The organism is Streptomyces sp. NPDC002698 (genome assembly GCF_042888945.1).
Classification (GTDB): domain Bacteria; phylum Actinomycetota; class Actinomycetes; order Streptomycetales; family Streptomycetaceae; genus Streptomyces.
This window is the reverse complement of sequence record NZ_JBIAQM010000031.1, coordinates 46426-68482: the sequence shown is the minus strand read 5'-3', so window position 1 is coordinate 68482 and position 22057 is coordinate 46426. Positions and strand designations below refer to the sequence as shown.

General features: G+C 72.7%; 20 protein-coding genes. 8 read left to right on the top strand and 12 right to left on the bottom strand.

The genetic code is table 11. The annotated features are described in order from the left end of the window. Positions 1 to 106: 106 nt before the first annotated feature. Genes ACFYW9_RS31635 through ACFYW9_RS31625 form a run of 3 tightly spaced genes read right to left on the bottom strand, consistent with a single transcriptional unit; the run spans position 107 to position 4013 of the window. A complete protein-coding gene (locus tag ACFYW9_RS31635; protein WP_389157563.1) occupies positions 107 to 1951 on the bottom strand; it encodes a GMC family oxidoreductase N-terminal domain-containing protein in 1845 nt (614 codons plus the stop codon). Further along, positions 1948 to 3330 carry a hypothetical protein gene (locus ACFYW9_RS31630; protein WP_389157560.1) on the bottom strand — a complete coding sequence of 461 codons (1383 nt, stop codon included), beginning with the start codon at positions 3328 to 3330 and terminating at the stop codon, positions 1948 to 1950. Before ACFYW9_RS31630 ends, ACFYW9_RS31635 begins: the two co-directional genes overlap by 4 nt. Beyond that, the gene (locus tag ACFYW9_RS31625) at positions 3327 to 4013 is read right to left on the bottom strand and encodes a FadR/GntR family transcriptional regulator (protein ID WP_389157557.1); all 687 of its coding nucleotides are present in this window, start codon (positions 4011 to 4013) and stop codon (positions 3327 to 3329) included. The genes ACFYW9_RS31630 and ACFYW9_RS31625 overlap by 4 nt, the downstream gene beginning before the upstream one ends. A gap of 256 nt (positions 4014 to 4269) precedes the next feature. On the opposite strand from ACFYW9_RS31625, the gene ACFYW9_RS31620 reads away from it, so the two are divergent. After that, a complete protein-coding gene (locus tag ACFYW9_RS31620) occupies positions 4270 to 5454 on the top strand; it encodes a glycoside hydrolase family 64 protein (RefSeq protein ID WP_389157620.1) in 1185 nt (394 codons plus the stop codon). Positions 5455 to 5574: 120 nt separating this feature from the next. Here the strand turns inward: ACFYW9_RS31620 and ACFYW9_RS31615 are convergent, their stop codons facing one another. Then, on the bottom strand, positions 5575 to 6711 hold the full coding sequence (locus ACFYW9_RS31615; RefSeq protein ID WP_389157553.1) for a sulfite oxidase: 1137 nt from the start codon (positions 6709 to 6711) through the stop codon (positions 5575 to 5577). 33 nt (positions 6712 to 6744) lie between these two features. Continuing rightward, entirely contained in the window at positions 6745 to 7407 is a 663-nt protein-coding gene (locus ACFYW9_RS31610; RefSeq protein ID WP_389157550.1) for a TetR/AcrR family transcriptional regulator, read from the bottom strand. A 124-nt stretch (positions 7408 to 7531) separates the two neighbouring features. Here ACFYW9_RS31610 and ACFYW9_RS31605 point away from each other — a divergent pair, with 124 nt between their 5' ends. Continuing rightward, entirely contained in the window at positions 7532 to 8092 is a 561-nt protein-coding gene (locus tag ACFYW9_RS31605) for an NAD(P)H-dependent oxidoreductase (RefSeq protein WP_389157547.1), read from the top strand. Between the two features lie 125 nt (positions 8093 to 8217). Next, positions 8218 to 8895, top strand: a complete 678-nt coding sequence (locus tag ACFYW9_RS31600) for an AIM24 family protein (RefSeq protein ID WP_351871309.1) — start codon at positions 8218 to 8220, stop codon at positions 8893 to 8895. Between the two features lie 73 nt (positions 8896 to 8968). Here ACFYW9_RS31600 and ACFYW9_RS31595 read toward each other — a convergent pair whose 3' ends face one another. The 3 genes from ACFYW9_RS31595 to ACFYW9_RS31585 all read right to left on the bottom strand — a co-directional run bounded on the left by ACFYW9_RS31595 (position 8969) and on the right by ACFYW9_RS31585 (position 13115). After that, a complete protein-coding gene (locus tag ACFYW9_RS31595; protein ID WP_389157543.1) occupies positions 8969 to 10759 on the bottom strand; it encodes a M4 family metallopeptidase in 1791 nt (596 codons plus the stop codon). Between the two features lie 236 nt (positions 10760 to 10995). Beyond that, complete coding sequence (locus tag ACFYW9_RS31590) at positions 10996 to 12063, bottom strand: polyprenyl synthetase family protein (protein ID WP_389157539.1); 1068 nt, start codon at positions 12061 to 12063, stop codon at positions 10996 to 10998. After that, positions 12060 to 13115 carry a tetratricopeptide repeat protein gene (locus tag ACFYW9_RS31585; RefSeq protein WP_389157536.1) on the bottom strand — a complete coding sequence of 352 codons (1056 nt, stop codon included), beginning with the start codon at positions 13113 to 13115 and terminating at the stop codon, positions 12060 to 12062. Before ACFYW9_RS31585 ends, ACFYW9_RS31590 begins: the two co-directional genes overlap by 4 nt. Before the next feature lie 368 nt (positions 13116 to 13483). Here ACFYW9_RS31585 and ACFYW9_RS31580 point away from each other — a divergent pair, with 368 nt between their 5' ends. Continuing rightward, positions 13484 to 14365, top strand: a complete 882-nt coding sequence (locus ACFYW9_RS31580; RefSeq protein ID WP_389157533.1) for an aminoglycoside phosphotransferase family protein — start codon at positions 13484 to 13486, stop codon at positions 14363 to 14365. Positions 14366 to 14381: 16 nt separating this feature from the next. On the opposite strand, the gene ACFYW9_RS31575 is transcribed toward ACFYW9_RS31580, so the two are convergent. Beyond that, positions 14382 to 15221 (bottom strand): helix-turn-helix transcriptional regulator, encoded by an 840-nt coding sequence (locus tag ACFYW9_RS31575; RefSeq protein ID WP_389157530.1) that lies wholly within the window; start codon positions 15219 to 15221, stop codon positions 14382 to 14384. 102 nt (positions 15222 to 15323) lie between these two features. On the opposite strand from ACFYW9_RS31575, the gene ACFYW9_RS31570 reads away from it, so the two are divergent. Further along, a complete protein-coding gene (locus tag ACFYW9_RS31570) occupies positions 15324 to 16031 on the top strand; it encodes an SDR family NAD(P)-dependent oxidoreductase (RefSeq protein ID WP_351871296.1) in 708 nt (235 codons plus the stop codon). A gap of 113 nt (positions 16032 to 16144) precedes the next feature. Next, positions 16145 to 16771, top strand: a complete 627-nt coding sequence (locus ACFYW9_RS31565; RefSeq protein ID WP_351871293.1) for an alpha-ketoglutarate-dependent dioxygenase AlkB — start codon at positions 16145 to 16147, stop codon at positions 16769 to 16771. A 33-nt stretch (positions 16772 to 16804) separates the two neighbouring features. Here ACFYW9_RS31565 and ACFYW9_RS31560 read toward each other — a convergent pair whose 3' ends face one another. From ACFYW9_RS31560 to ACFYW9_RS31550, 3 genes are all read right to left on the bottom strand, one after another. Further along, positions 16805 to 17317: a TetR family transcriptional regulator gene (locus tag ACFYW9_RS31560; protein ID WP_389157617.1), complete on the bottom strand. Its 513-nt coding sequence runs from the start codon at positions 17315 to 17317 to the stop codon at positions 16805 to 16807. Between the two features lie 206 nt (positions 17318 to 17523). Continuing rightward, positions 17524 to 18969: an MFS transporter gene (locus ACFYW9_RS31555; RefSeq protein ID WP_351871381.1), complete on the bottom strand. Its 1446-nt coding sequence runs from the start codon at positions 18967 to 18969 to the stop codon at positions 17524 to 17526. Between the two features lie 272 nt (positions 18970 to 19241). Continuing rightward, on the bottom strand, positions 19242 to 20444 hold the full coding sequence (locus tag ACFYW9_RS31550; RefSeq protein ID WP_389157524.1) for an FAD-dependent monooxygenase: 1203 nt from the start codon (positions 20442 to 20444) through the stop codon (positions 19242 to 19244). Between the two features lie 336 nt (positions 20445 to 20780). On the opposite strand from ACFYW9_RS31550, the gene ACFYW9_RS31545 reads away from it, so the two are divergent. After that, positions 20781 to 21191 (top strand): tyrosinase cofactor, encoded by a 411-nt coding sequence (locus ACFYW9_RS31545; RefSeq protein ID WP_389157521.1) that lies wholly within the window; start codon positions 20781 to 20783, stop codon positions 21189 to 21191. A gap of 34 nt (positions 21192 to 21225) precedes the next feature. Next, on the top strand, positions 21226 to 22050 hold the full coding sequence (locus ACFYW9_RS31540; RefSeq protein ID WP_389157518.1) for a tyrosinase family protein: 825 nt from the start codon (positions 21226 to 21228) through the stop codon (positions 22048 to 22050). Positions 22051 to 22057: the final 7 nt, after the last annotated feature.

Here is a 22057-nt window from a genome sequence, read left to right as displayed (position 1 = left end):
GGGCACGGGGGCTCGTCCTCTTCCTGCCGTACGGACTCCCCTCATGCTCCGCGCCACGCCCGGCCACGGCGAACCACGGGGGCCCATTGGGGTGGCGCACGACGGTTCAGCCCCCGTGCCGTGCTCCGTCGAGCCACGCGTCCGAGACCGCCAGGGCCGCCGCCATGATGCTGAGTTGCGGGTTGACCTCCGGGCAGGACGGGAGGACGGAACCGTCGGCGACGAGGACCCCGTGGACACCGCGGAGCCTGCCCTCGGGGTCGGCGGGTGCCCGCTGCGGATCGTCGCCCGCGGCCGCGGTGCCGGTCGGGTGGAACGCCGACACGTGCAGATCACGGGCCCCGGCCGAGGTGAGCAGCTCGTCGAGCGCGTCGAGCGAGCGGGCGCGGGGCGCGCGGGGGATTCCGGTGAGGACCTCCGTCGCCCCGGCGGCGAAGAGCAGGCGGCCCATGGCGCGTACGGCGGTCATCAGGCGGTCGCCGTCGCGGGGGTCGAGGTCGTAGCGGACGAGCGTGCGGTCCCGGCCCCTGACCTGCCCCGAGGGACGGTCGGCGATCATGGCGCCGAGGGTCGCCAGATGGTCCGATCCCTCCAGTTCGCACCGCAGTTCCCGGCCGAGGCCGGGCAGGACGAAGCTGGTCATGCCGGGTGGGCTCGCGGTCGCCTCTATGAGGATCCCCTGTGCGTGGAGTTCCTCGACCCCGACGCTCTGGAGGACGCCCCGCCAGGCCGTCACCGGTTCGGTGAAGCGTCCGGCGACGCTGGTGGCCGGGTGCACGCTGAGGTTGCGGCCCAGGCGGGGATGTCCGCCGAGGCCCGAGCGGCGCAGCAGGGGCGGGGTCTGGAGGGTGCCGGCGGCCGTCACGACGAGGGGGCTGAGGATCTCCAGTTCGCCGCCGTCGGGGCGGCGCGCCCGGACTCCGGCGGCGCGTGGCGGGCCGGGAACGTCGTGGTCCAGCAGGATGCGGTGGACCCGCGCGCCGGCGACGATCCGGGCGCCGGCGGCGCAGGCGTCGGGCAGGACGGACAGCTGCACGCTCTGCTTGGCTCCGGTGGGGCAGCCGACGACGCACTGGCAGGAGCCCTTGCAGCCGGGGGCGTTGCGGCGCAGCGGGGCGGCCCGCCAGCCGAGGCGTTCGGCGCCGGTGAGGGTGAGCAGCCCGTTGTCGCCGAGGACGTCGAGGGGCTGGGGTGCCACGCGCAGGGTGCGCTCGGCCTCGTCGAGGAAGGGGCCGAGGCGGTCGGCGAGCGCGAACCCGAACACGCTCCGCCAGCGCTCTTGTACGTGGTCCGGTGTGCGGTAGCAGGTGCCGGAGTTGACCACGGTGGTACCGCCGACGGCGCGGCCGACGGGCAGCAGGACGGGCGGCCTGCCGAGGGCCACCGTGGCGCCGCCGTCCCGGTACAGCTCGGTGAACCGGTCGAGGGGCGCCCGGCGGCCGAAGGAGGCCGTCGGGTGGTGCCGGCCCTCCTCCAGGACGACGACGTCCAGCCCGGCGCGTGCGAGGGTCCGTGCGGCCATGGCGCCGCCCGCGCCGGAGCCGACGACGACCGCGTCGGCGGTGGTGCGGGCGGGCCATTCCTCGGCCGGTGTGCAGTCGAGGGGCGGATCCTGGGGGACGGCCCCGGGGGCGGGCCGGGCCTGTGTCCGTTCGGTGCCCGCGGCCAGCAGGACGGGAACCTTGAGGAGGTCGAGGAGCGGGGCGAGCCGGGGTCGCCGGGCCAGCGAGCGGAGTACGTCCTCGCGTTCTTCGGGGCGAAGCGCCGCCAGAGGCCTGCCGGTGCGTACGAGGGTGTACGACTCCACGGCGGCGACGGCGGCGTGTACCGCGGCGCGGGCGGGCCGGGGAAGCGCCGCGAGCACGGAATCGAGGCGGTGCGGCACACGGGCGGGCCATGCGGGGCCGCCCTCGTCGGCGAGCAGCGCGGCGACGAGCCCGTCGGCGGTCACCGTTCGCCCGCCTCGGCGTGGGCGGTGCCGTCGAGTTCCCAGGTGGCTTCCGGGCGCCAGTGGCCCCACCAGCGTTCCAGGACGACTCGGGCGTCGGCGGACTCGCTGTTGCGGCAGACGGCGCGGGCGCCGTCCGGGTCGCGGTATTCGAGGGTGAGGGTCCGTTCCGGGGGCTGGCGCACCTCGACGCGGATGCGGCGCAGGGCCGTGCGGCCGGTGACCGTCCACTCGGGCAGGCCGATGGCGGCCCGGAAGCGGCCGAGTCCCGCCTGGCCGATGGCCGAGCGCTCCGGTCGCCGTGGCCAGGTGCGGCCGTCCCGGCGCAGGCGCAGGAAGACGAGCGGGGGCAGCCGGCGCAGGGCGGGCCGGGTGGACACGGCGGCGACGATCTCCAGGACGTCTCCGTCGCCGAGGTCCGCGTGCAGCCAGGTCCAGCGGTGCGCGTTGCCGTGCCCGTAGATCCGGGCCGAGGCTCCGGGTGCGGCGCGCAGGTCCAAGGTCGTGTCCCCGTACGAGAATTCGCCCTCGTACGTGGCGCGGGCGGCCGGCAGCATCTGGGCCGCGGGCAGCACGGGGCGGCGCCAGGACCAGCGGGGGAAGGTGAACAGTGGTGTTCCCTGGGGCTGTTCGAGGAGTCTCCAGCGGAAGTCGCCCGCGCTGCCGATGAGTTGTCCACCACCGCTGGTGACGTCCTCGGTCGCGAATCCGTCGGCCGGCCGGGTCCAGGGGACGGGTCCGAAGCGGGCGTGCCGCACCTCGCCCTCGCGGGGGAACACCGCGGCCCAGCCGTGGGCGAACGGCTCGGATCCGTCGGCGGGTGCGGTGAGTTCGTGGTGCAGCCAGACCCCGGTACCGGTCGCCGGGTCGGTGAGGGTGGTGTACCAGACCTCCGTGCGGCCCGGGGTGCCGTTCCATCGCGGGGCCGCGTGTTCCGCGGGGTCCTCGCGGCGCGGGAAGCGGAATCCGAGCAGGAAGGGGAGAAGGCCGGTGGCCAGGGGAAAGCGCAGGACGCCCTCGCCCACCCGCGCCGGGCCCTCGTGGACGGTGAACGGCAGCACGGTCATGGAGGTGAGGGGACGGCGGGGTGTCACCGACTTCCAGCCGTCCAGGGTGAGGCGGCGCCCGTCCGCGGTGAAGGTGAGCCGGTAGCGAATGCGCCGCCGGGCGATCGGCGACACCTCCAACTCGCCTTCGGCGAGCGGGTCGTCGGTGTGCCCGGCGATGCGTACCCGGCCGGTCAGGCGGGCCGGGGTGGTCCGGTGCGGGAGCAGGACCTGGTCGGCGACGGCGCGCAGGTCGAGCCGGATGCGCCGGTGGTCCGGTTCGCCGTCGAGGCGGACGGTGCCGAGCATCGTCTCCGTGAACCGCGTGCCCCTCACTTGAGGCCGTCCAGCATGATGCGTTCGGTGGCCCGCAGATAGGTGTCGGCCGCCTCGTGCGCTCGCCGGGCATCCCCTGCGGTGACGGCCTCCACGAGGGGTGCGAGCCTCTCGTGGGCGGCCTCCGGGTCGGTGAAGGGCCCCTTGAGCAGGGAACGGACCGGCAGGTAGGCGTTGAAGAGGGTGTTCGTGAGCAGGACGTACACGCGGTTGCCCGTGGCGCGGGCCAGCGCGCGGTGCACCTCGACGTCGGCCAGCTGGACCGCGTCGGCGCCCTCGGCCCGCCGTACGGCCGCGAGCAACGCGCCGAGTTCGGCCCGTTGGGGGCGGGTGCCACGCTCGGCGGCCCGCTCGGCGATCAGCGCGCCCACCCCGCGCCGCACCTCGAACACCTCGCGCACCCAGCCGGCGTCGTGCCGTACGAGCATGGGCAGGAGATCCGCCCCGCCGAGCCGGGCGTAGTCCCGCACCCGGGTGCCCACTCCGTGCCGGGTCTCCAGCAGTCCGGCCTGCGCGAGCCGCCCGAAGGCGTGCTTGAGCGTGGTGCGCGTGACGCCGTACCCGTCGGCCAGCCGCCGCTCGGGGGGAAGGTAACTCCCCGCCGGATGAAGGCCGTCGAGTATGTCCGTCCGCAGCCGGTCCTCCAGGACGTCCACGATGGTCTCGCGGGGCAGAGCCTCCACGTTTCCCCCTTTGGGCAAGTGGCTGAGTGGATGAGCCACTGAACCAGTGTCCACCCCCGGGGGTCAACCCCTCGCGTGCGCTCAACCCGCGCCACCACGAGGCGAGTTGGACCGGACCAATGCTGCGCGAATCGTTGACACGTCTGCCGCCCGGCAGGATTCTGAGAGCGCTCTCAAAAGGAAGCGGACGAGCCGCGTCCGCGTGCATCCACCTCGCTGAACCCCCACATCAAGGAGGCAGAGAGTGCGCGTACACATGAGATGGCCCGCCTGGGCGCTGGCCTGCACCACACTCGCCACGGCACTGCTCGGCTTCGGCGCGCCCTCCCGCGCCGAAGCCGCGGTACCGGCGACCATCCCCCTCACCTTCACCAACAACTCCGGCCGCGGTGACCAGGTCTACATCTACGACCTCGGCACCGAGCTCTCGACCGGACGGCAGGGCTGGGCCGACGCGAACGGCACCTTCCACGCGTGGCCCGTGGGCGGCAACCCGCCGACGCCCGCGCCCGACGCGTCGATCACGGGACCGGCCAACGGTCAGTCGAAGACGATCCGGCTCCCCAAGTTCTCCGGGCGGCTCTACTTCTCCTTCGGGCAGAAGCTCGACTTCCGGGTGACGACCGGCGGTCTCGTGCAGCCGGCCGTCCAGAATCCGAGCGACCCGAACCGCAACATCCTCTTCAACTGGTCCGAGTACACGCTCAACGACTCCGGTCTGTGGATCAACAGCACCCAGGTCGACATGTTCTCCGCCCCGTACGCCGTCGGGGTCAAGCTCGCCGACGGGACCACGAAGAGCACCGGGCACCTCAAGGCCGGCGGCTACAACGGCTTCTTCAACGCGCTGCGCAGTCGGCCGGGCGGCTGGGCGAACCTCGTCCAGACCCGGTCCGACGGCACGGTGCTGCGGGCGCTCGCCCCGGGGCACGGCATCGAGGCGGGCGCGCTCCCGGCCGGCGTCATGGACGACTACATCAACCGCGTCTGGCAGAAGTACGGTTCGTCGACGCTGACGGTGACGCCCTTCGGCAACCAGCCGAACACCAAATACTTCGGCCGGGTCTCCGGTGGCGTCATGAACTTCACCAACAGTTCCGGAGCGGTCGTCACCAGCTTCCAGAAGCCGGACTCGGACAGTGTCTTCGGCTGCTACAAGCGGCTCGACGCGCCCAACGACCTGGTACGCGGGCCCATTTCACGCACGCTGTGCGCGGGGTTCAACCGCACCACACTGCTGACCAACCCCAACCAGCCGGACACCTCGTCCGCGAACTTCTACGCGGACGCGGTGACCAACCAGTACGCCCGGGCCATCCACGCGCAGATGGCCGACGGCAAGGCTTACGCGTTCGCGTTCGACGACGTCGGGAACCACGAGTCCCTCGTCAACGACGGCAATCCGCAGCAGGCGTTCGTCACGCTGGACCCGTTCAGCTGACCGACGCCGCGTCGCGGGGGCGGGAGCGGGGGTGGGTCCCGGGCGGGAACCGTCCCCGCCCCCGTCCTCGTGCCCGTCCCCGGACCCCGTCGCCCGGACCGCCTCGGGCGCGGGGCGCCGTCAGCGGCCTCGTCCGTCGTCGCCGGGATCCAGACAGTGCACGGGGACCCGCTGGACCAGGTTGTTCACGAAGCCCCCGCGGTTCCACGGCTGTTCGACCGGCTGTGTGTGGCCTTCGGCATCGGTGGCGCGCGCACTGAGGACATGACGGCCGGGGGTCGCCGTCCACGTGAAGCTCCACGCGCGCCAGGCCCACCGGTCGGCGTTCGGCGGGTCCAGCCGCGCCGGGTGCCAGGAGCGCCCCTCGTCCGTGCTGACCTCGACGCCGGTCACGGGCGCGCGCCCCGACCAGGCCCGTCCCGTCAGGGTGACGACGCCCGGCGGGACCGCCCGCTCCCGTGACATGAAGTCGGGGAAACCCGGCGGGACCAGCAGGGCGCGCGGGGCGATCCGGGTGACCGGCTCGCCCTCGTCGGAGGCCTCCTGCCGCAGCCGGTACGCCACGGTCTGCTGGAAACCCCGGAACGGCGCGCTCGTCACCGTGATGTCCCGGAGCCACTTCACGTGCGCCATGCCGTACCAACCCGGCACCACGAGCCGCAGGGGATGCCCGTGCTGCGGCGGCAGCGGGGCTCCGTTCATCGCGTAGACCACCAGGACCTCGGGCTCTTCGCCGCGGGCCACGTCCAGCGGAAGGGCACGCTGGTAGTCCTGCTCGACCCCGCGTTCCACGCCGTGATCGGCTCCGGTGAACACCACGTCCACCGCGTCCGGCTCGACCCCGGCCTCGGAGAGCAGCAGGCGCAGCGGCACACCCGTCCACTCGGCCGTTCCGACCGCCTCCACCAGCCACGGCTGGCTGACCGGCCGGGGGGTCAGCAGAGCGCGCCCGTTGCCCGCGCACTCCATGGTCACCCGCTGCCTCACCGCGGGATACGCCTTCAGCTCGTCGACTCCGAGCAGCAGCGGGCGCTGCACCCGCCCGCCGAGAACGAGCCGCCAGGAGGCCTCTTCGGCGTACGGGATGTCGTAGTGCGTCAGCACATAGTGCAGCCCCGGCGGTGTGACCTCGTAGCGCAGGGCTTCCAGTGGCAGTCCGTGGTTCCGGGCGGCGAGGGCCAGCTCCTGGGCGCTGATGCCCTCGTCCGGGCCGGCCAGCCGGGCGGGTGCGCTCATGTCCTCGAGGCGTTGGCCCATGAGCCCATTGTCCGCCCGGCCGGGCTGGAACCGCTAGACAGAGCGCGGGGTGACGCTCCGGTCGACCAGGTCGCGCCAGCCGGCCTCCAGACGCTCCGGCGGCATACCGCGCTGGCGGGTCAGATGGCCGATCAGCGCGGGGTCGAGGTATCCCATCAGGGTCTGGGCGACGAGCTCCGTGTCCGTGTCCGGTCCCGAGCCGGCCTGCCGCAGCAGCATGCACACGTGCATGAAGCGGACCCGGAACGGCGCGGAGGTGAAGCGGCGGGTGACCTCGGGTTCGGCGGCGAGGTACAGGTCGAGCTGTTCGGAGGTCTGGCGCAGGGCGTGGCATCCGAAGGCGTGCAGGCGCTCCACCGGTGACGCGCCGGGGCCGAGCGGGGCCGGACCGCTGATGAAGGCGGTCTGGAAGCGCTGCTCGGTGTGGTCGAGCAGCGCCATCAGCAGGCCGGTGCGGTCGCCGAAGCGCCGGAAGACGGTCCCCTTGCCCACCGCCGCCGCACAGGCGACGCCTTCCATCGTGAGCCTGGCCACTCCCTGCTCCTCGACCAGCCGCGCGGCGGCCTCCAGCAGACGCGCGCGGTTGCGGGCGGCGTCGGCGCGCAACGGGGCTTCCTCGGGCGCGCCGAGCTGCATGAGGACGGGCTCTCCGGGCGACTCCGGTCGCTCCGGAAACGGCGGAAGTGGATGGGACATGAAGCCAGCGTAACGGCATCCGGGGTCAACTGGACTGCGGTCCGCTTCGGTGGTAGACCTTAAGCGGACTTCGGTCCGTTTTATTGCGGCAGTGTTTCAGCGATTCCACCCCCGGGAGATATCCATGTCCGTACGCATCCTCGCTCTCGTCGGCAGCCTTCGCGCCGGTTCCCACAACCGTCAGCTCGCCGAGGCGGCCGTCAAGCTCGCCCCTGAGGGTGCCGAGGTCGAGCTCTTCGAGGGCCTGGCCGAGATCCCCTTCTACAACGAGGACATCGACGTCGAGGGCGACGTGCCCGCCGCCGCCGCGCGGCTGCGCGCCGCGGCCGGCGAGGCCGACGCCTTCCTGCTGTTCTCGCCGGAGTACAACGGCACCATCCCCGCGGTCCTCAAGAACGCCATCGACTGGCTGTCCCGTCCGTACGGCGCGGGCGCCTTCACCGGCAAGCCGGCCGTCGTGGTCGGCACCGCGTACGGCCAGTTCGGCGGCGTCTGGGCGCAGGACGAGGCCCGCAAGGCCGTGGGCATCGCCGGCGGCACCGTGCTGGAGGACGTCAAGCTCTCCGTCCCCGGCTCCGTGGTCCGCTTCGCCGAGAAGCACCCCGTCGACGACGCCGAGGTCGCGGCGCAGCTCTCCGAGGTCCTGAACCGTCTGCACGGCCACGTCGGTGCGCCCGCTGCCTGACAACTCCCTCGTGGGCCGGTCCGGTTGACCCGGACCGGCCTTCGGCATGTCGTCACTCGGTCACCGTTCGTCCCAAGATCGCCACGACTCTGGCGGAGCCTCACCCTCCGCGACAGGATGCCCGCATGAAGAGCGATCTCTTTTCCAGTGACCACATGGTGCAGCCGGCCGTGGCGGCGGGCATGACGGTCCAGAACGCGAAGTCCATCAAGTACGCGGTCCAGGGCGAGATGTTCGCGCGCCAGGGCGCGATGGTCGCCTACCGGGGCAGCCTCCAGTTCGAGCGCAAGGGCCAGGGCGTGGGCGGCATGCTCAAGCGCGCGGTCACGGGTGAGGGGCTTCCGCTGATGACCGTCCGCGGGCAGGGCGAGGCCTGGTTCGCGCACGAGGCACAGAACTGTTTCATCGTGGGCATCGAACCCGGCGACGTGTTCACGGTCAACGGCCGCAACGTCCTGTGCTTCGACGCCTCGCTGTCGTACGAGATCAAGACCGTCAAGGGCGCGGGCATCACCGGCGGCGGTCTGTTCAACAGCGTCTTCACCGGTCACGGCAGCCTGGGGCTGATATGCGAGGGCAACCCGCTCGTCATACCCGTCTCCCAGCAGCAGCCGGTGTTCGTCGACACCGACGCGGTCGTCGGCTGGACGGCGCATCTGCGCACCTCGCTGCACCGCTCGCAGTCGATCGGCTCGATGATCCGCGGGGGTTCGGGCGAGGCGGTGCAGCTCAAGCTGGAGGGCGAGGGCCACGTGGTCGTACGTCCCAGTGAGGCGACGCCGCAGAAGACGCAGCAGCACTGATCCGTGCGCACGGACCGAGGGGCCCCGCCGGCCGGTCGGCGGGGCCCCTCGGTCCGTCTGCCGGAGCCGGTCGTCAGTGCCGGGCGGCCGGGGTGTTGGCGGCCGTGACGTTGACGGCGGCCCAGGCCTTGCCCACCGCCTTGTACTCGGCGCTGTTCGCGCCGTACATGTCGGCGGCGGCCTTCAGCGTGGCCTTGCGCGCGTCGTGGAAGTCGGTCGTGGAGACCATGTACCGGGTGAGTGCCCGGTAGAAGACGGCGGTGGCCTTGGTGCGGCCGATGCCGGTCACCCGGGAACCGTCGTACGTCGGCGAGTCGTAGGTCACGCCGTTGATCGTCTTGCGGCCGCTGCCCTCGGCGAGCAGGTAGAACGCGTGCGAGGAGACACCGGAGCCGGCGTGCACCTCGGTGTCGTACGCGGCGGGCGACCAGTAGTCGATCGTCTCCTCCAGCACGTCGAGGGACGGGCGGTCGAGGCGCCGCAGGAACTTCTGGGCGAGGCCCAGCTTCTCCCCCACCAGGTAGTTCGGCGGGTTCTTCGGGTTGTTCGCCGAGAACTCGACGTTCGAGCCGAAGACGTCGGCGAGCGACTCGTTCAGAGCGCCCGCCTCGCCGTACTGGTTGCCGTCGTCGTCGACGCGGGTGGGTTCCAGGGCGGCGGTCGCGTCGACCACCCCGTGGGTCAGCTCGTGGCCGGTGACGTCGAGGACGACGAGCGGCTTCTTGAACACCTGGCCGTCACCGTCGCCGTACAGCATGCAGCCGCAGTACGAGTCCCAGAAGGCGTTGCCGACCTTGTTGCCGAAGTGGACCATCCCGCGGGCACCGGCGCTGTTGTTCTTGATGCCCTTGCGGCCGAAGGTCTTCTTGTAGAAGTCCAGGGTCTGGGTGATGCCGTACTGGGCGTCGACCGCGGCACTCGTCCGGGCCGAGGTGGTACCCGTGCCCCACTTGTTGTCGCCGTCGGTGAACGCCCTGCCCCGCGCGAAGGACTCCAGTTCCTGGCCCCTGGCGTCCCGGGTCTCGGTGTTCCACCGGGTCGGGTCCTTGAGCACATAGCTGGTCCGCGCGGTGCGGGTGGTGGTCAGGGACACCTTGCCGGCGAACAGGGAGGACCCGCTCCCCTTGGCCGTGGCCGGGTAGCGGCCCGCCGCGGCGATGCCCGTGAGGCCGGACGGCCCGGCGGTGGCGGCACCGGCCGCGATGCCGGTCCGCGGGCTCACGCTCTCGCCGCGCTCGCGCAGCGTCGCCGCCAGGGACGGGGATATGAACTCGTCGGTGTTCGGGGTGTTGCTGCGGATCCGGCCGGTACGGGCGTCCACGACGACCGTGCTCGACCCGCCGGCCTCCGTGGTGTCGCTGTCCATGACGAGCACCTGGTAGGCGAGGGCCGCGGCGCCGTCACGGGCGTCCACGACGAGCCGGGCGGTGTCCGCGGCGCCCTTCGCCACGGCCTCCGCCTTCCGCTCCGCCTGCTCGGGCGTCAGCTCCGCCTCGACGGTGGACGGCTCGACCACGTGGTCGGCGGCCCGGGTCACACCCAGGTACTCGCCCCGTTTGCCGAGGTGGACGACCATGTCGCCACCGAGGACCGGGAGGCCCCGGTGGGTGCGGACGAAGCGGACGTGGCTCTTTCCGTCCGGGTCCGTCATCACGTCCTTGGCCCGGAGGGTGTCGCCGCGGGTGACACCGGTGGCCGAGGCGTGCGCGAACGCCGCCGCCCTGGCGGCGGCCACCGGCGACGAGGCCGAAGTCGCCACGCGGGCGGGCTCGTTCGGCGCGAAGGCGAAGGCGGGACCGGGGAGCGTGGCGGCCGTCGTCACGGCGACGGCGATCGCCACGCGGCGTATGTGGGGTCTACGCACTGAGTTCCTTCGTACAAAGGCGGCCAGGATCACCAACCGCCTTACGGCGCGGCGCCGTCGGGCACCACGGGGGCTGTCGGGTCCCGGTCGGACAGATGTGCGGGGGAACAGGGTGGTTGCCCGGCCCGGCCGATCGGCGTCCGTGTGTGACCGATGTCGCACGGACCCGGCCCCGGAGCGGACAGGGCGGGGCGTGCGGGCTGAGAGGCGAGGCGGGATCCGGGAACGCGGAGACCTCAGACGGTGCGGTCGGCGAGGGCGGACAGCACGGTACGGAGTCGCGCCGCGGGCTCCTGGGCCGACGGCACCCCGGCGAGGAGCGCGTCCGCCATGGCCAGGTGGCGGCGCGCCGCGCGCACGGCCTCCGCGCGGCCCCCGGCGCGCTCGACGAGGGCCGTCGCACGGCGGACTCCGGATTCGCCCAGGCCGGCTGGGGCCAAGAGGAGTTCTTCGAGTTCGCCGTACCCCGCTCCGCCGAGCGCCGCGAGCACCGGCAGGGTCTTCTTCCCCTGCCGCAGGTCACTGTGGACCGGCTTGCCGGTGACCGACGGATCGCCCCAGATGCCCAGCACGTCGTCGGCGATCTGGAAGGCGACGCCGAGATGGCGGCCGGCGCGGTCCAGCACGGCCACGGTCCGGTCCGGTGCTCCGGCCAGCCGGGCGCCGAGTGCCAGCGCGCAGCCGAGCAGCGCACCGGTCTTGCGCTCGGCCATCACCTCGTACTCCCGTACCCCGACCGCGCCCGGCCCGGTCCAGGGCCGGTCGGCGAACAGCAGGTCATCGGCCTGGCCGCGGACCAGGTCACCGAGTGCGGAGGTCAACTGCCGTACGGCGGAACCGGCTTGGGGAGTGAGGGCGACGGTCTCGACGGCCAGCGCGAACAGCGCGTCGCCCGCCAGGACGGCGGGACCGGTGCCGTACGCCTTCCACACGGCCGGGCGCCCGCGGCGCAGCGGGTCACCGTCCATGATGTCGTCGTGGAGCAGCGAGAAGACGTGCACGAGCTCCACCGCGACAGCCCCCGGCACACCGGCCTCGGCCGGGCCGGAGACGAGCTCCGCCCCGAGGACGGCCAGTGCCTGGCGTACCCCTTTGCCCTGACCGTGGTCGGCGGGGGCGCCGCCGACCTCGCAGCGGCCGAGCGCGTACCGTGCCATCTCGGCCACCCACGGGTGCAGCGTGCCGATCGCCTCCGACAGTGCGGGAGCGGTGAGTTCGCGGCACCGGCGCAGCACCTGCGCGGCGGCGGGCGACGGCGCGGGCAGCGCCGGGGCGGTCGAACGGTCGAGGGCGGTGGAGGTCATCCCGTGGCCTCCGTCGCGCCGGTCCCGGTCGTCAACCCGAGTTCTGTCCTTGCTCGTTCGACCATCCGGTGGGCGTGCCGCAGTCCGATGCCCTCCAGCGTCACGGCCAACTCGTCGAGTTCGGCGGTGGTCTCGGCGCGGTCGCGGCCCAGGCGGGCGAGGGACTTGGCCAGCCCGAGACGGGACAGGGCCGTGCCGCGCGGTTCGCTCATCGCCTCGAACTCCGCCAGGGCGCCCGCGTACACATCACGGGCCTGCTCGTAACGCCCGGCGCGGTAGAGGACGTTGCCGCGCATCTTGTGGTTGTACGCGAGCGCGCCGGACAGCTTCATCGCGCGGCAGGGGACCTCGGCCTCGCTCAGCAGCTCCAGCGCGCGCTCCGTGTCCCCGTCGCGCACGGAGACGATGTCCGCGAGTCCCCGCAGCGCCCAGGCGTGGCCGCGCCGGTCCTCGGCACGGGCGGCTATCCCGGCCGCCTCCTCGAACATCGCGTACGCGGTGTCGTAGGCGCCGGTGTTGCGGTGGATCTGGGCGATGCCCTCCAGGGCCCACACGGTGTGCCGGGCCTCGCCGCGCTTGCGGGCCTCGGCCAGCAGCTGCTCGTGCAGTTCCGTCACGGCCGCGTAGTCGCCCTGGATGCGGCCGGTCTCCGCCATTCCGGCCAGCGAGTAGCCGCGCACGACCACATCCCCCACCCGGCCGCCGAGTTCGGCGGCCAGCCGCAGCAGCCGCCACGCCAGCGGGAACGCCCCGCGCTGGCGGGCCAGGGTGCCGCCGCTCCACAGCGCCCACGCCATCGCGGCCCCGTCCCCGGCCTCCCGGGCGGTGCGGTAACTCGCCTTCCACGCGCGGTCGGCGTCCGTCACCTGCCCGAGCCGGCGGTGCGCCTCGGCGACCGCGAGGCCCGACCGGGCGGCCTCGGCGCGGGCGCCCGTACGCTCGGCGGCGCGCAGTTGCTCGGTGCCCGCCGCGAGGACGTCGGTCAGCGAGGAGTTCACCGACAGGGTGGTCAAGGCGCCCTGGTATTCCGGGGCGAAGGCTTTGCCGTACATGAGTGCCTCTCCGTCCGCCCACCGTCCGGCCCCGTACGGGCTCGGCCCGGTGGTGATGCTGTTCTCGACTCCTTCAAGGCGGTGACGTGCGGCGATCCCACTATGCACACTCGGTATACACGACATGTATACCCGAACTGTATACATGGCCTGTATACACAACGTTTATAGTGCGCCGGTCCCTGTCCGTGAACTGATGCCTCAGGGAGGGCGGCGCGCCACGCACCCGTTGCCGATCAAGACGGCGATCGCGTCCGGGAGGTTGCCTGGCCGCCCCAAACACGTTGCACGGCGGCCCGGACCGGCCACAGGATGGCGGCAGCAGAGCCTCCCCCGCGGAAAGCAGGCCACCGTTGCCCCCAGCCCCGATGCACGCAGGTGAGACGCCGATCGACGATTCGCTCGTACGGCGTCTGCTGGCCGGGCAGTTCCCCCGGTGGGCCCGACTCCCCCTGAAACGCGTGCAGTCGGCCGGTACCGTCAACGCCCTCTACCGTCTCGGCGACGACATGGCCGTGCGCCTCCCGCGGGTCGCGGACGGCGCCGACGACGCGCTCAAGGAACACACGTGGCTGCCGCGGCTCGCCCCGGCGCTCCCGTTCCCGGTCCCCGAGATCCTCGGCCTCGGCACCCCCGCCGCGGACTACCCGTGGCACTGGTCCGTGCTGCGCTGGCTCGACGGCGACCTCCCGGTGCCCGATGCCCTGACCGCCCCACGGGAACTCGCCGCCGATCTGGGGGCGTTCGTCACCGCCCTGCGCGGGATCGACCTGCCCGGCGGACCACGTGCCTACCGCGGCACACCACTGGCCGCGGTGGACGCCGAGACGCGCTCGGCGCTCGACGACCTCCGCGGCACCATCGACACCGGGGCCGCGACGGCGGCGTGGGAGGAAGCCCTGGCGGCACCGGCGTGGACGGGACCGCCGCGATGGCTCCACTCGGACCTGATGCCGATGAACCTCCTGGTCCGCGGGGGCCGGCTCGCGGCCGTCCTCGACTTCGGCACCCTCGGCACCGGCGATCCGGCCTGTGACTTCATCCCGGCCTGGAACCTCCTGCCCGCGGCCGCGAGGCCCGTCTTCCGGGACGCGGCCGGCGCCGACGACGCCGGATGGGCACGGGGACGCGGCTGGGCCCTGTCCATGGCCCTCGCCCAACTCCCGTACTACCGCGTCACGAACCCGGTCATCGCGGGCAACGCCGAGCACGTGATCCGCGAAGTGCTGGCCGAACAGCGGGTGCCGTAGCCGCCGTCACGCGCGGTCACTCGACGAGGGCCTGCGTTCCGAGGACGCCGAGGAGGGCGACGCGCTCGGCGTCCTCCGTACCGGGCTCGGCCGTGTAGACCATGATCCGCAGATCGCTGCCCGCGACGCTGAGCACGTCGCAGTCCAGCGTCACGGCTCCGACCTGGGGATGGTCGATGGTCTTGCGGGAGGCCTCGTGACGGGCGACGGCTCCGGACTCCCACAGCTCCGCGAACCGCACGCTGTTCGCGCACAGCTCGTCGATCAGCTGCCCGAGGCGCCGGTCCGTCGGGTACCGGCTCGCGGTCGCGCGCAGGTCGGCGGCGAGCGTCGCCTCGAAGGCGCGCCGCTCCCGGGGGGTGTGCCGCACCCGGCCGCCGGGGCCGACGAAGGCGCGCCACACACCGTTGCGTTCGTTGCCGCTCCACCCGGACGGATCACCCAGCAGCGCCGCGTACAGCGGATTGGCCAGCAGCAGGGTCCAGGCCGCGTCGTACACCGCCACGGGCGTCCCGCTCAGCCGGTCGAGCAGCCGGTGGACGCCGGGGGTGATGTGGGCCGGCACCATGCCCCGGCCCGGCGGCACCAGTCCGGCCACCTGGAAAAGGTGCTCCCGTTCGGCTCCGGACAGCCGCAGCGCCCTGCCCAGGGCCTCGACGACCTGCTCCGAGGGATGGGCCGCCCGCCCCTGTTCGAGGCGGGTGACGTAGTCGACCGAGATGCCGGCGAGCAGGGCCAGCTCCTCGCGGCGCAGTCCGGCCGCACGCCGGGTCCCGCCGCCGGGCAACCCGACGGCCTCCGGCGCGACCCGGTCACGCCAGCGTCGCACCGTCCGCCCGAACTCCGTGTTCGCCATGCCACCCACTGTGCACCCGCCCGGGCCGGCGCGCCTGGTACCGGCGGTCCCAGGAAGACCGGACTCCTGGCTGCGGGCGGCGGACCGCCGGACTCTGGACGCATGACCACAACACTGATCACCGGAGCGAACAAGGGCCTCGGCTTCGAAACCGCCCGCCGGCTCGTCGCGGCGGGCCACACCGTCTACGTGGGCAGCCGGGACGCGGAGCGCGGACGGCGCGCGGCAGCCGGCCTCGGGGCGCGCTCGGTCGTCGTCGATGTCACCGACGACGCGTCCGTCGCCGCCGCGGCCAGGACCATCGAGGCGGAGGGCGGCCTGGACGTCCTGGTCAACAACGCCGGCATAGAAGGGCGCGGCGAAGGCAACAGAGTGATCGGGGCGGCGGAGGTGACCGCCGGGATGATGCGCGAACTGTTCGAGACGAACGTGTTCGGTGTCGTCCGGGTCCTCCACGCCTTCCTGCCCCTGCTCCAGCGGTCGGCCTCCCCGGTCGTGGTGAACCTCAGCAGCGGCCTGGCCTCGCTGGCCCGGATCACCGATCCCGCCGGTCCGGCCCACGCCTACCCCGGTGTCGCCTATCCGGCGTCCAAGACCGCCGTCAACACGATCACCGTGCAGTACGCGAAGGCGTTCCCCGGGATCCGCGTCAACGCCGTGGAGCCGGGTTTCACCGCCACCGACCTGAACGGCAACACCGGGATCCAGACCGTGGAGGAGGGCGCCGAGATCATCGTGCGCATGGCGCTGATCGGCCCGGACGGACCGACCGGCGGCTTCTTCGACGCGGCGGGCCCCGTCCCCTGGTGACCACGCCCCCGGCCGACCGGCCCCTCAGCGACCCAGCGACCCAGCGCCCCAGCGCCCCAGCGCCCCAGCGACTAAATGGAACACATATTCGATTACGGAGGTACGCTGACCTCATGGCCACGCATCTCCAGGGCTCACTCTTCGACCAGACCGACGAACTCCGCCTCGGCCCCCTGAACGGGCTGCGGCGCACGACGCTGGGCGACGGCGCCTGGACCGACCTGCTGCCCGGCTGGCTGAGCGGGGCCGACGAGCTCTTCACCCGCCTCGCCGCCGAGGTCCCGTGGCGGGCCGAACGGCGCCGGATGTACGAGCAGGTGGTGGACGTACCCCGGCTGCTCGCCTGTTTCCGCGCGGAGGATCCGCTGCCGCACCCGGTCCTGGACGAGGCCCGGGACGCGCTGTCGGCGCACTACGCCGAGGAGCTGGGCGAGGCGTTCACCACCGCCGGGCTCTGCTACTACCGGGACGGGCGCGACAGTGTGGCCTGGCACGGGGACAGGATCGGCCGGGGCGCCCGCGAGGACACGATGGTCGCCATCCTGTCGGTGGGCGCCCCGCGTGATCTCCTGCTGCGGCCGCGCGGTGGCGGGGACACGGTCCGGCGCCCGCTGGGCCACGGCGACCTCATCGTCATGGGCGGCTCCTGCCAGCGCACCTGGGAACACGCGATCCCCAAGACGGCGCGGGCCGCGGGACCCCGGATCAGCGTCCAGTTCCGCCCGGACGGCGTGAACTGACCGGCGCGGGCGCTCCCGCCGGGCCCGGCCTGCTCACGGCGCGAGCTGCGCCTGCACGGCGGGCGCGTACCGGTCGACGATGTCGTCGACCGGGGTGGCGCGCAGGTGCGAGCCCCGCGCGATCCCGTACATCACGCCGAGGCCGAGCAGCGTGCTCACGGCGAGTTCGGCGCGCAGGCCCGCGTCCTGCCCGCTCAGCCGCCCGGCCAGACGGTCGCTGACCTGGGCGCGGAAGTTGGCCCGCAGTATCTCGCCCTGCTCCCCCTGGAGCGGGGCGAAGACGATCCGCAGGACGGGGTCGGCGCCGCGCCGGGTCTGGCCTTCGAGGAGGTGGCGGACCATGTGCCGCCCGAGCTCCTCCAGCGGCGCGTCCAGCAGTGCCTCGGCGTCGGACTCGAAGGACATGACACGGGCGAACAGCGCGTCCTTGTTGCCGAAGTACTTGAGGATCAGCGGCGCGCTCACCCCGGCCCGGTCGGCGACCGCCTTGAGCGTGATGTCCGTGTGCGCGTGCCGGGCCAGCAGATACCGGGCCGCGCGCAGGATCGCCGCCTTGCTCGCCTCGGCGTCACGGCGGGGGGCGGGCGCGGCTTCCGGCTCCTGGTCCGGGGCGGGCGCGGCTTCCGGTTCGCGGTGCGGGGCGGGCGCGGCTTCGGGATCGTGGTGCGGTGGAGCGGGGGCGGCCGGCTGCTCACCGGGCCCTGGCGCGGCCGGCGACGCCGTGAGACCGGAGTGCGGGGTGGTCACGGTGCTCAAGCTCCTTCGAGGGCCTCGTCGCGGGGTGCGCCGGTGGGGCGGCCGGTTCGCGGGGTCTCGCGGGAGGCGGGGTCGGCGGGTATCGACAGTGCGGCGGCACAGGCCACCAGTGCGACGGTACCCGCCATGGCGAAGGCCAGCAGATAGCCGTGCAGGGTCGGCACCGGGGCGCCCGCGACGAGGCTCGTATGGTGCACGAGCACGGCGGCCACGGCGGCACTGCACACGGCCTGCCCGATGGTCCGCATCAGGACGTTGACGCCGTTGGCGGACGCGGTCTGCCCGGCGGGCACGGCCCGCAGGATCAGCGTGGGCAGGGCGGAGTAGGCGAACGTCGTACCGATCGAGCAGACCGTGGCGCCCAGGATGATCGCCCACAGGTCACGGCTGTCGGCGATCCTCAGGACATAGCCGGAGGCGATGATCGCCGTACCGAGGGCCAGGGTGATCCGGGGACCGCGGGCCGCCGATATGCGCGCCGAGACGGGCGACAGCAGCAGCATCGTCACCCCGCCGGGGAGCAGGCACAGGCCGGTCGCCACGATGGACAGGCCGAGCCCGTAGCCGGTGGCCTTCGGCGCCTGCACCAGTTGCGCCGTGACCAGCGAGTTGCCGTAGAACGAGAAGCCGGTCAGCAGCGCGGCGATGTGCGGCAGGGCGACGCGCGGACGGGCGGCCAGCTTCAGGTCCACGAGGGGGCGTTCGGTACGCAGCTGCTGTCGCCACCACAGCGCGAGAACGGCCGCGCAGGCGGCGAACAGCGCGAGGATCCCGGGGCTGGTCCAGCCCCAGGTGCCGCCCTGGGACACGGCGAGCAGCAGACACACCAGTCCGGCGGCCAGACCCAGCGCGCCCAAGGTGTCGAAGCGGCCCGGCTCCCGTACGGGCGACTCGCGCACCGCCCACCAGGCCAGTGCCGTCCCGAAGGCACCGAGCGCGGTCGTCGCCCAGAACATGACGTGCCAGTCGGCGTACTGCACCAAGAGGGCGGCGAGCGGCAGGCCGAGGGCGGCGCCGATGCCGACGGTGGAGCTCATCAGGGCGACGGCGGAGCCCGTGCGCTCGGGCGGCAGTTCGTCGCGCAGGATGCTGATCGACAGCGGGACCACGGCGGCGGCGGCACCCTGAAGCGCCCGCGCCACGATCAGGACGCCGATGTGGGAGGTGAGCGCGCACATCAGCGAGCCGACCGTCATCATCCCGAGGGCCATGAGCAGCACGCGCCGCTTGCCGTACATGTCTCCCGCGCGGCCGAGGACCGGGGTCAGCACCGCCCCGGCGAGGAGGGTCGCCGTCACCATCCAGGAGACCGCGCCCGCCGAGGCGCCCGTCAGCCGGGGCAGGTCGGGCAGCAAGGGGACGACCACCGTCTGCATGACGGCCATGAGGATCCCGCCGAACGCCAGGACAGGTATCGCGAGCCGCTCGCGCAGGGCCGCCATCGGCACTCCAGAAGTAGACGTGAGATAGGGGTGAATGACAATTCACCTTAGCGGTGAATTGTCATTCACCCCAAGAGGTGTCCGCTTCTCCGGGAGTGCGTGAGGGCGCCTCGGCGGCGCCGGGGTGCTTCCGGGGGCGCGCCGGGGATTCACGAGTGGCGCGGGGCGGGCCGGTCCGCGTCGGGCACGGGCACAGGCGCAGGCACGTACGGATATCGCCCGGCACGAGCCGGTACAGCCGCCACCCCCGTGCGGCTGTCACCCCGGCACGGCTATCTCCCGGCGCGGGCCTGTACTCCGCAGGCGATCTTGGGGCCGAGCCATCGCTTGAAGCGGCGCAGCGCCTCCAGCCGGCCGGCCGCACGGTCGAGGCGGTAGTACAGCTGCGGCGGGACGTACGGCAGCAGGGGCGAGTGACGCTGCCCGAGCAGGGCGAACATCCGCGCCGGCGGAAGACCGATGTAGCGCGGCAGGCTCTCGTACCACTGGGCGCTGTGACGGGCCGCGCTCTGCACCGACAGCAGCTCGGACCTGCGCTTCCGCCCGTACCGGGTGAGGGCGGTCTCGAGGTCCGGGTGTTCCCGCAGCGCTCCGGCCAGGCAGATGGCGTCCTCCAGGGCGAGGGTGGTGCCAGCGCCGATCGAGTAGTGCGTGGTGTGGGCGGCGTCGCCGAGCAGGACGAGGTTGCCGCGGTGCCACGTCCGGTTGGTCAGCGTGCGGAAGGTGAGCCACTGCGCCGCGCCGTCGGACCGCTCCCGGCCCATCAGTCCGTGCCCGTTCAGCAGGTCCGCGAAGAGCTTCTCCAGCAGCGCGAGACCGTCGGCCTCGCCCGCGCGGTCGAGCCCGAGGCCGGTCCAGGTCTCCGGGGAGCACTCGATGACCAGGGTGCTCCGGTCGTCGCCGAACCGGTACGCGTAGCACCAGATCCAGCCGTGGTCCGTCTCCACGAAGGAGAAGGTGAACGCGTCGAAGACCTTCGTCGTGCCGAGCCAGATGTAGTGGTTGCGCCCGTGGCTGATCTCGGTGCCGAAGTGGCCGGCATGGCGCTCGCGCAGGGCGCTGTTGACCCCGTCGCCGGCGACGACGAGGTCGGCGTCGGGCAGCCGGTCGGCCGCGATCTCGCTCTCGTACTCGACACGGACGCCCAGGGAGCGGGCCCGCTCCGCGAGCAGGTCGAGCATCCGGCGGCGGCCGATGCCGAATCCCTCGTCCCCCGGAGCCACTGTCGTGCGGGGACCGACATGGGCGACGCCGTCGCTCCAGCTCACCGAGTTCTCGCTGACGGCGAGCGCGGACGCCGGATCACCCTCGCGCAGCTTGTCGAGCAGGCCCGCCCAGTAGGTCACACCCCAGCCGTACGTCGATCCGGCCGGGTTCCTCTCGTGGACGGTGATGTCATGGGACGGGTCCTGGAGCTTCATCAGGATCGAGAAGTACAGGCTTGCGGGTCCGCCACCGACGCACGCGATCTTCACGCGCACTCCCCTATGTTGCACAATGCGGTCGATTGAACACGAAGAGTAGCAGGGTCGTCACGCTCGCGGTTCGCGCCAGATCGCGGACGTGAGCCGCGCCACGAGCCGGCGGCCACGACCGCAAGATCATCGCCACGGCACCTTCCGGCCGAAGGATTTCCGCCCGCCGACGGCCGCGGACACCTCGGACAGCAAGATCATCTTTGTTCAATCCTGCATGACATATCCACGATTGTCCGGATCACAGCCAACCGACATTCGGCGATTTCTCCCGTTGTTTGACGATCCGATAGGCATATCGGGTCATCAACACCGCTGATCACAGGAGGTCTCCGCATGCCGGAGCTCACTCGCCGCCGCGCCCTCGGCGCCGCCGCCGCGCTCGCCGCGGGCGCAGGTGCCCAGACCCTGACCGCACCCTCCGCGTCCGCGTCCGCGTCCCCGAACGGGCCGGCCGCCGCACGGGAGTCCATGGGCGAGCACCACCACGGCGGCCCGCAACCCTTCGACGAGGTCTTCCGCGGGCGCCGCATAGAAGGCCGCCCGGTCACCGGGGGCGGCCACCACCACGGCGGCGGATACGCCGTGTTCGTCGACGGCGCGGAGCTGCACGTGATGAGCAACGCCGACGGGAGCTGGATCAGCGTCGTCAGCCACTACGACCCCGTGCCCACCCCGCGCGACGCGGCCCGCGCCGCCGTCGTGGAGCTGCAGGGGGCGCCGCTCGTGCCCTTCGCCGCCAACTGAACCACCCCGCAAAGCAGATCGTGGAGTCCCGCACATGACCGTACGCAAGAACCAGGCGAGCCTGACCGCCGACGAGAAGCGGCGATTCGTCGACGCGCTGCTGCAACTGAAGCGCAGCGGAAAGTACGACGCCTTCGTCACCACGCACAACGCGTTCATCCTCGGCGACACCGACAACGGCGAGCGGACGGGCCACCGTTCACCCTCGTTCCTGCCCTGGCACCGCAGATTCCTTCTGGAGTTCGAGCGGGCCCTGCAGGCCGTCGACCCCTCGGTGGCCCTGCCCTACTGGGACTGGAGCACCGACCGCACCGCTCGGGCGTCCCTGTGGGCGCCGGACTTCCTCGGCGGAACCGGGCGCAGTCTGGACGGCCGGGTGATGGACGGTCCGTTCGCCGCCTCTTCGGGCAACTGGCCCATCAACGTCCGCGTGGACAGCCGCACTTATCTGCGCAGGTCGCTGGGCGGCGGAGTGCGGGAACTGCCGACCCGCGCCGAGGTGGAGTCCGTGCTCGCCATGGCGACGTACGACATGGCGCCCTGGAACAGCGCTTCGGACGGCTTCCGCAATCACCTCGAAGGCTGGCGGGGCGTCAACCTCCACAACCGGGTGCACGTGTGGGTGGGCGGCCAGATGGGCACGGGCGTCTCGCCCAACGATCCGGTGTTCTGGCTCCACCACGCCTTCATAGACAGGCTGTGGGCCCAGTGGCAGCGCCGGCACCCGGGTTCCGGCTATGTCCCGCTCAAGGACACCCCGAACGTCGTCGACCTCGGCGAGACGATGAAGCCGTGGAACGACACCCGGCCGGCCGACCTGCTCGACCACTCCGCCTTCTACACGTTCGACACCGTCTGATCACGGC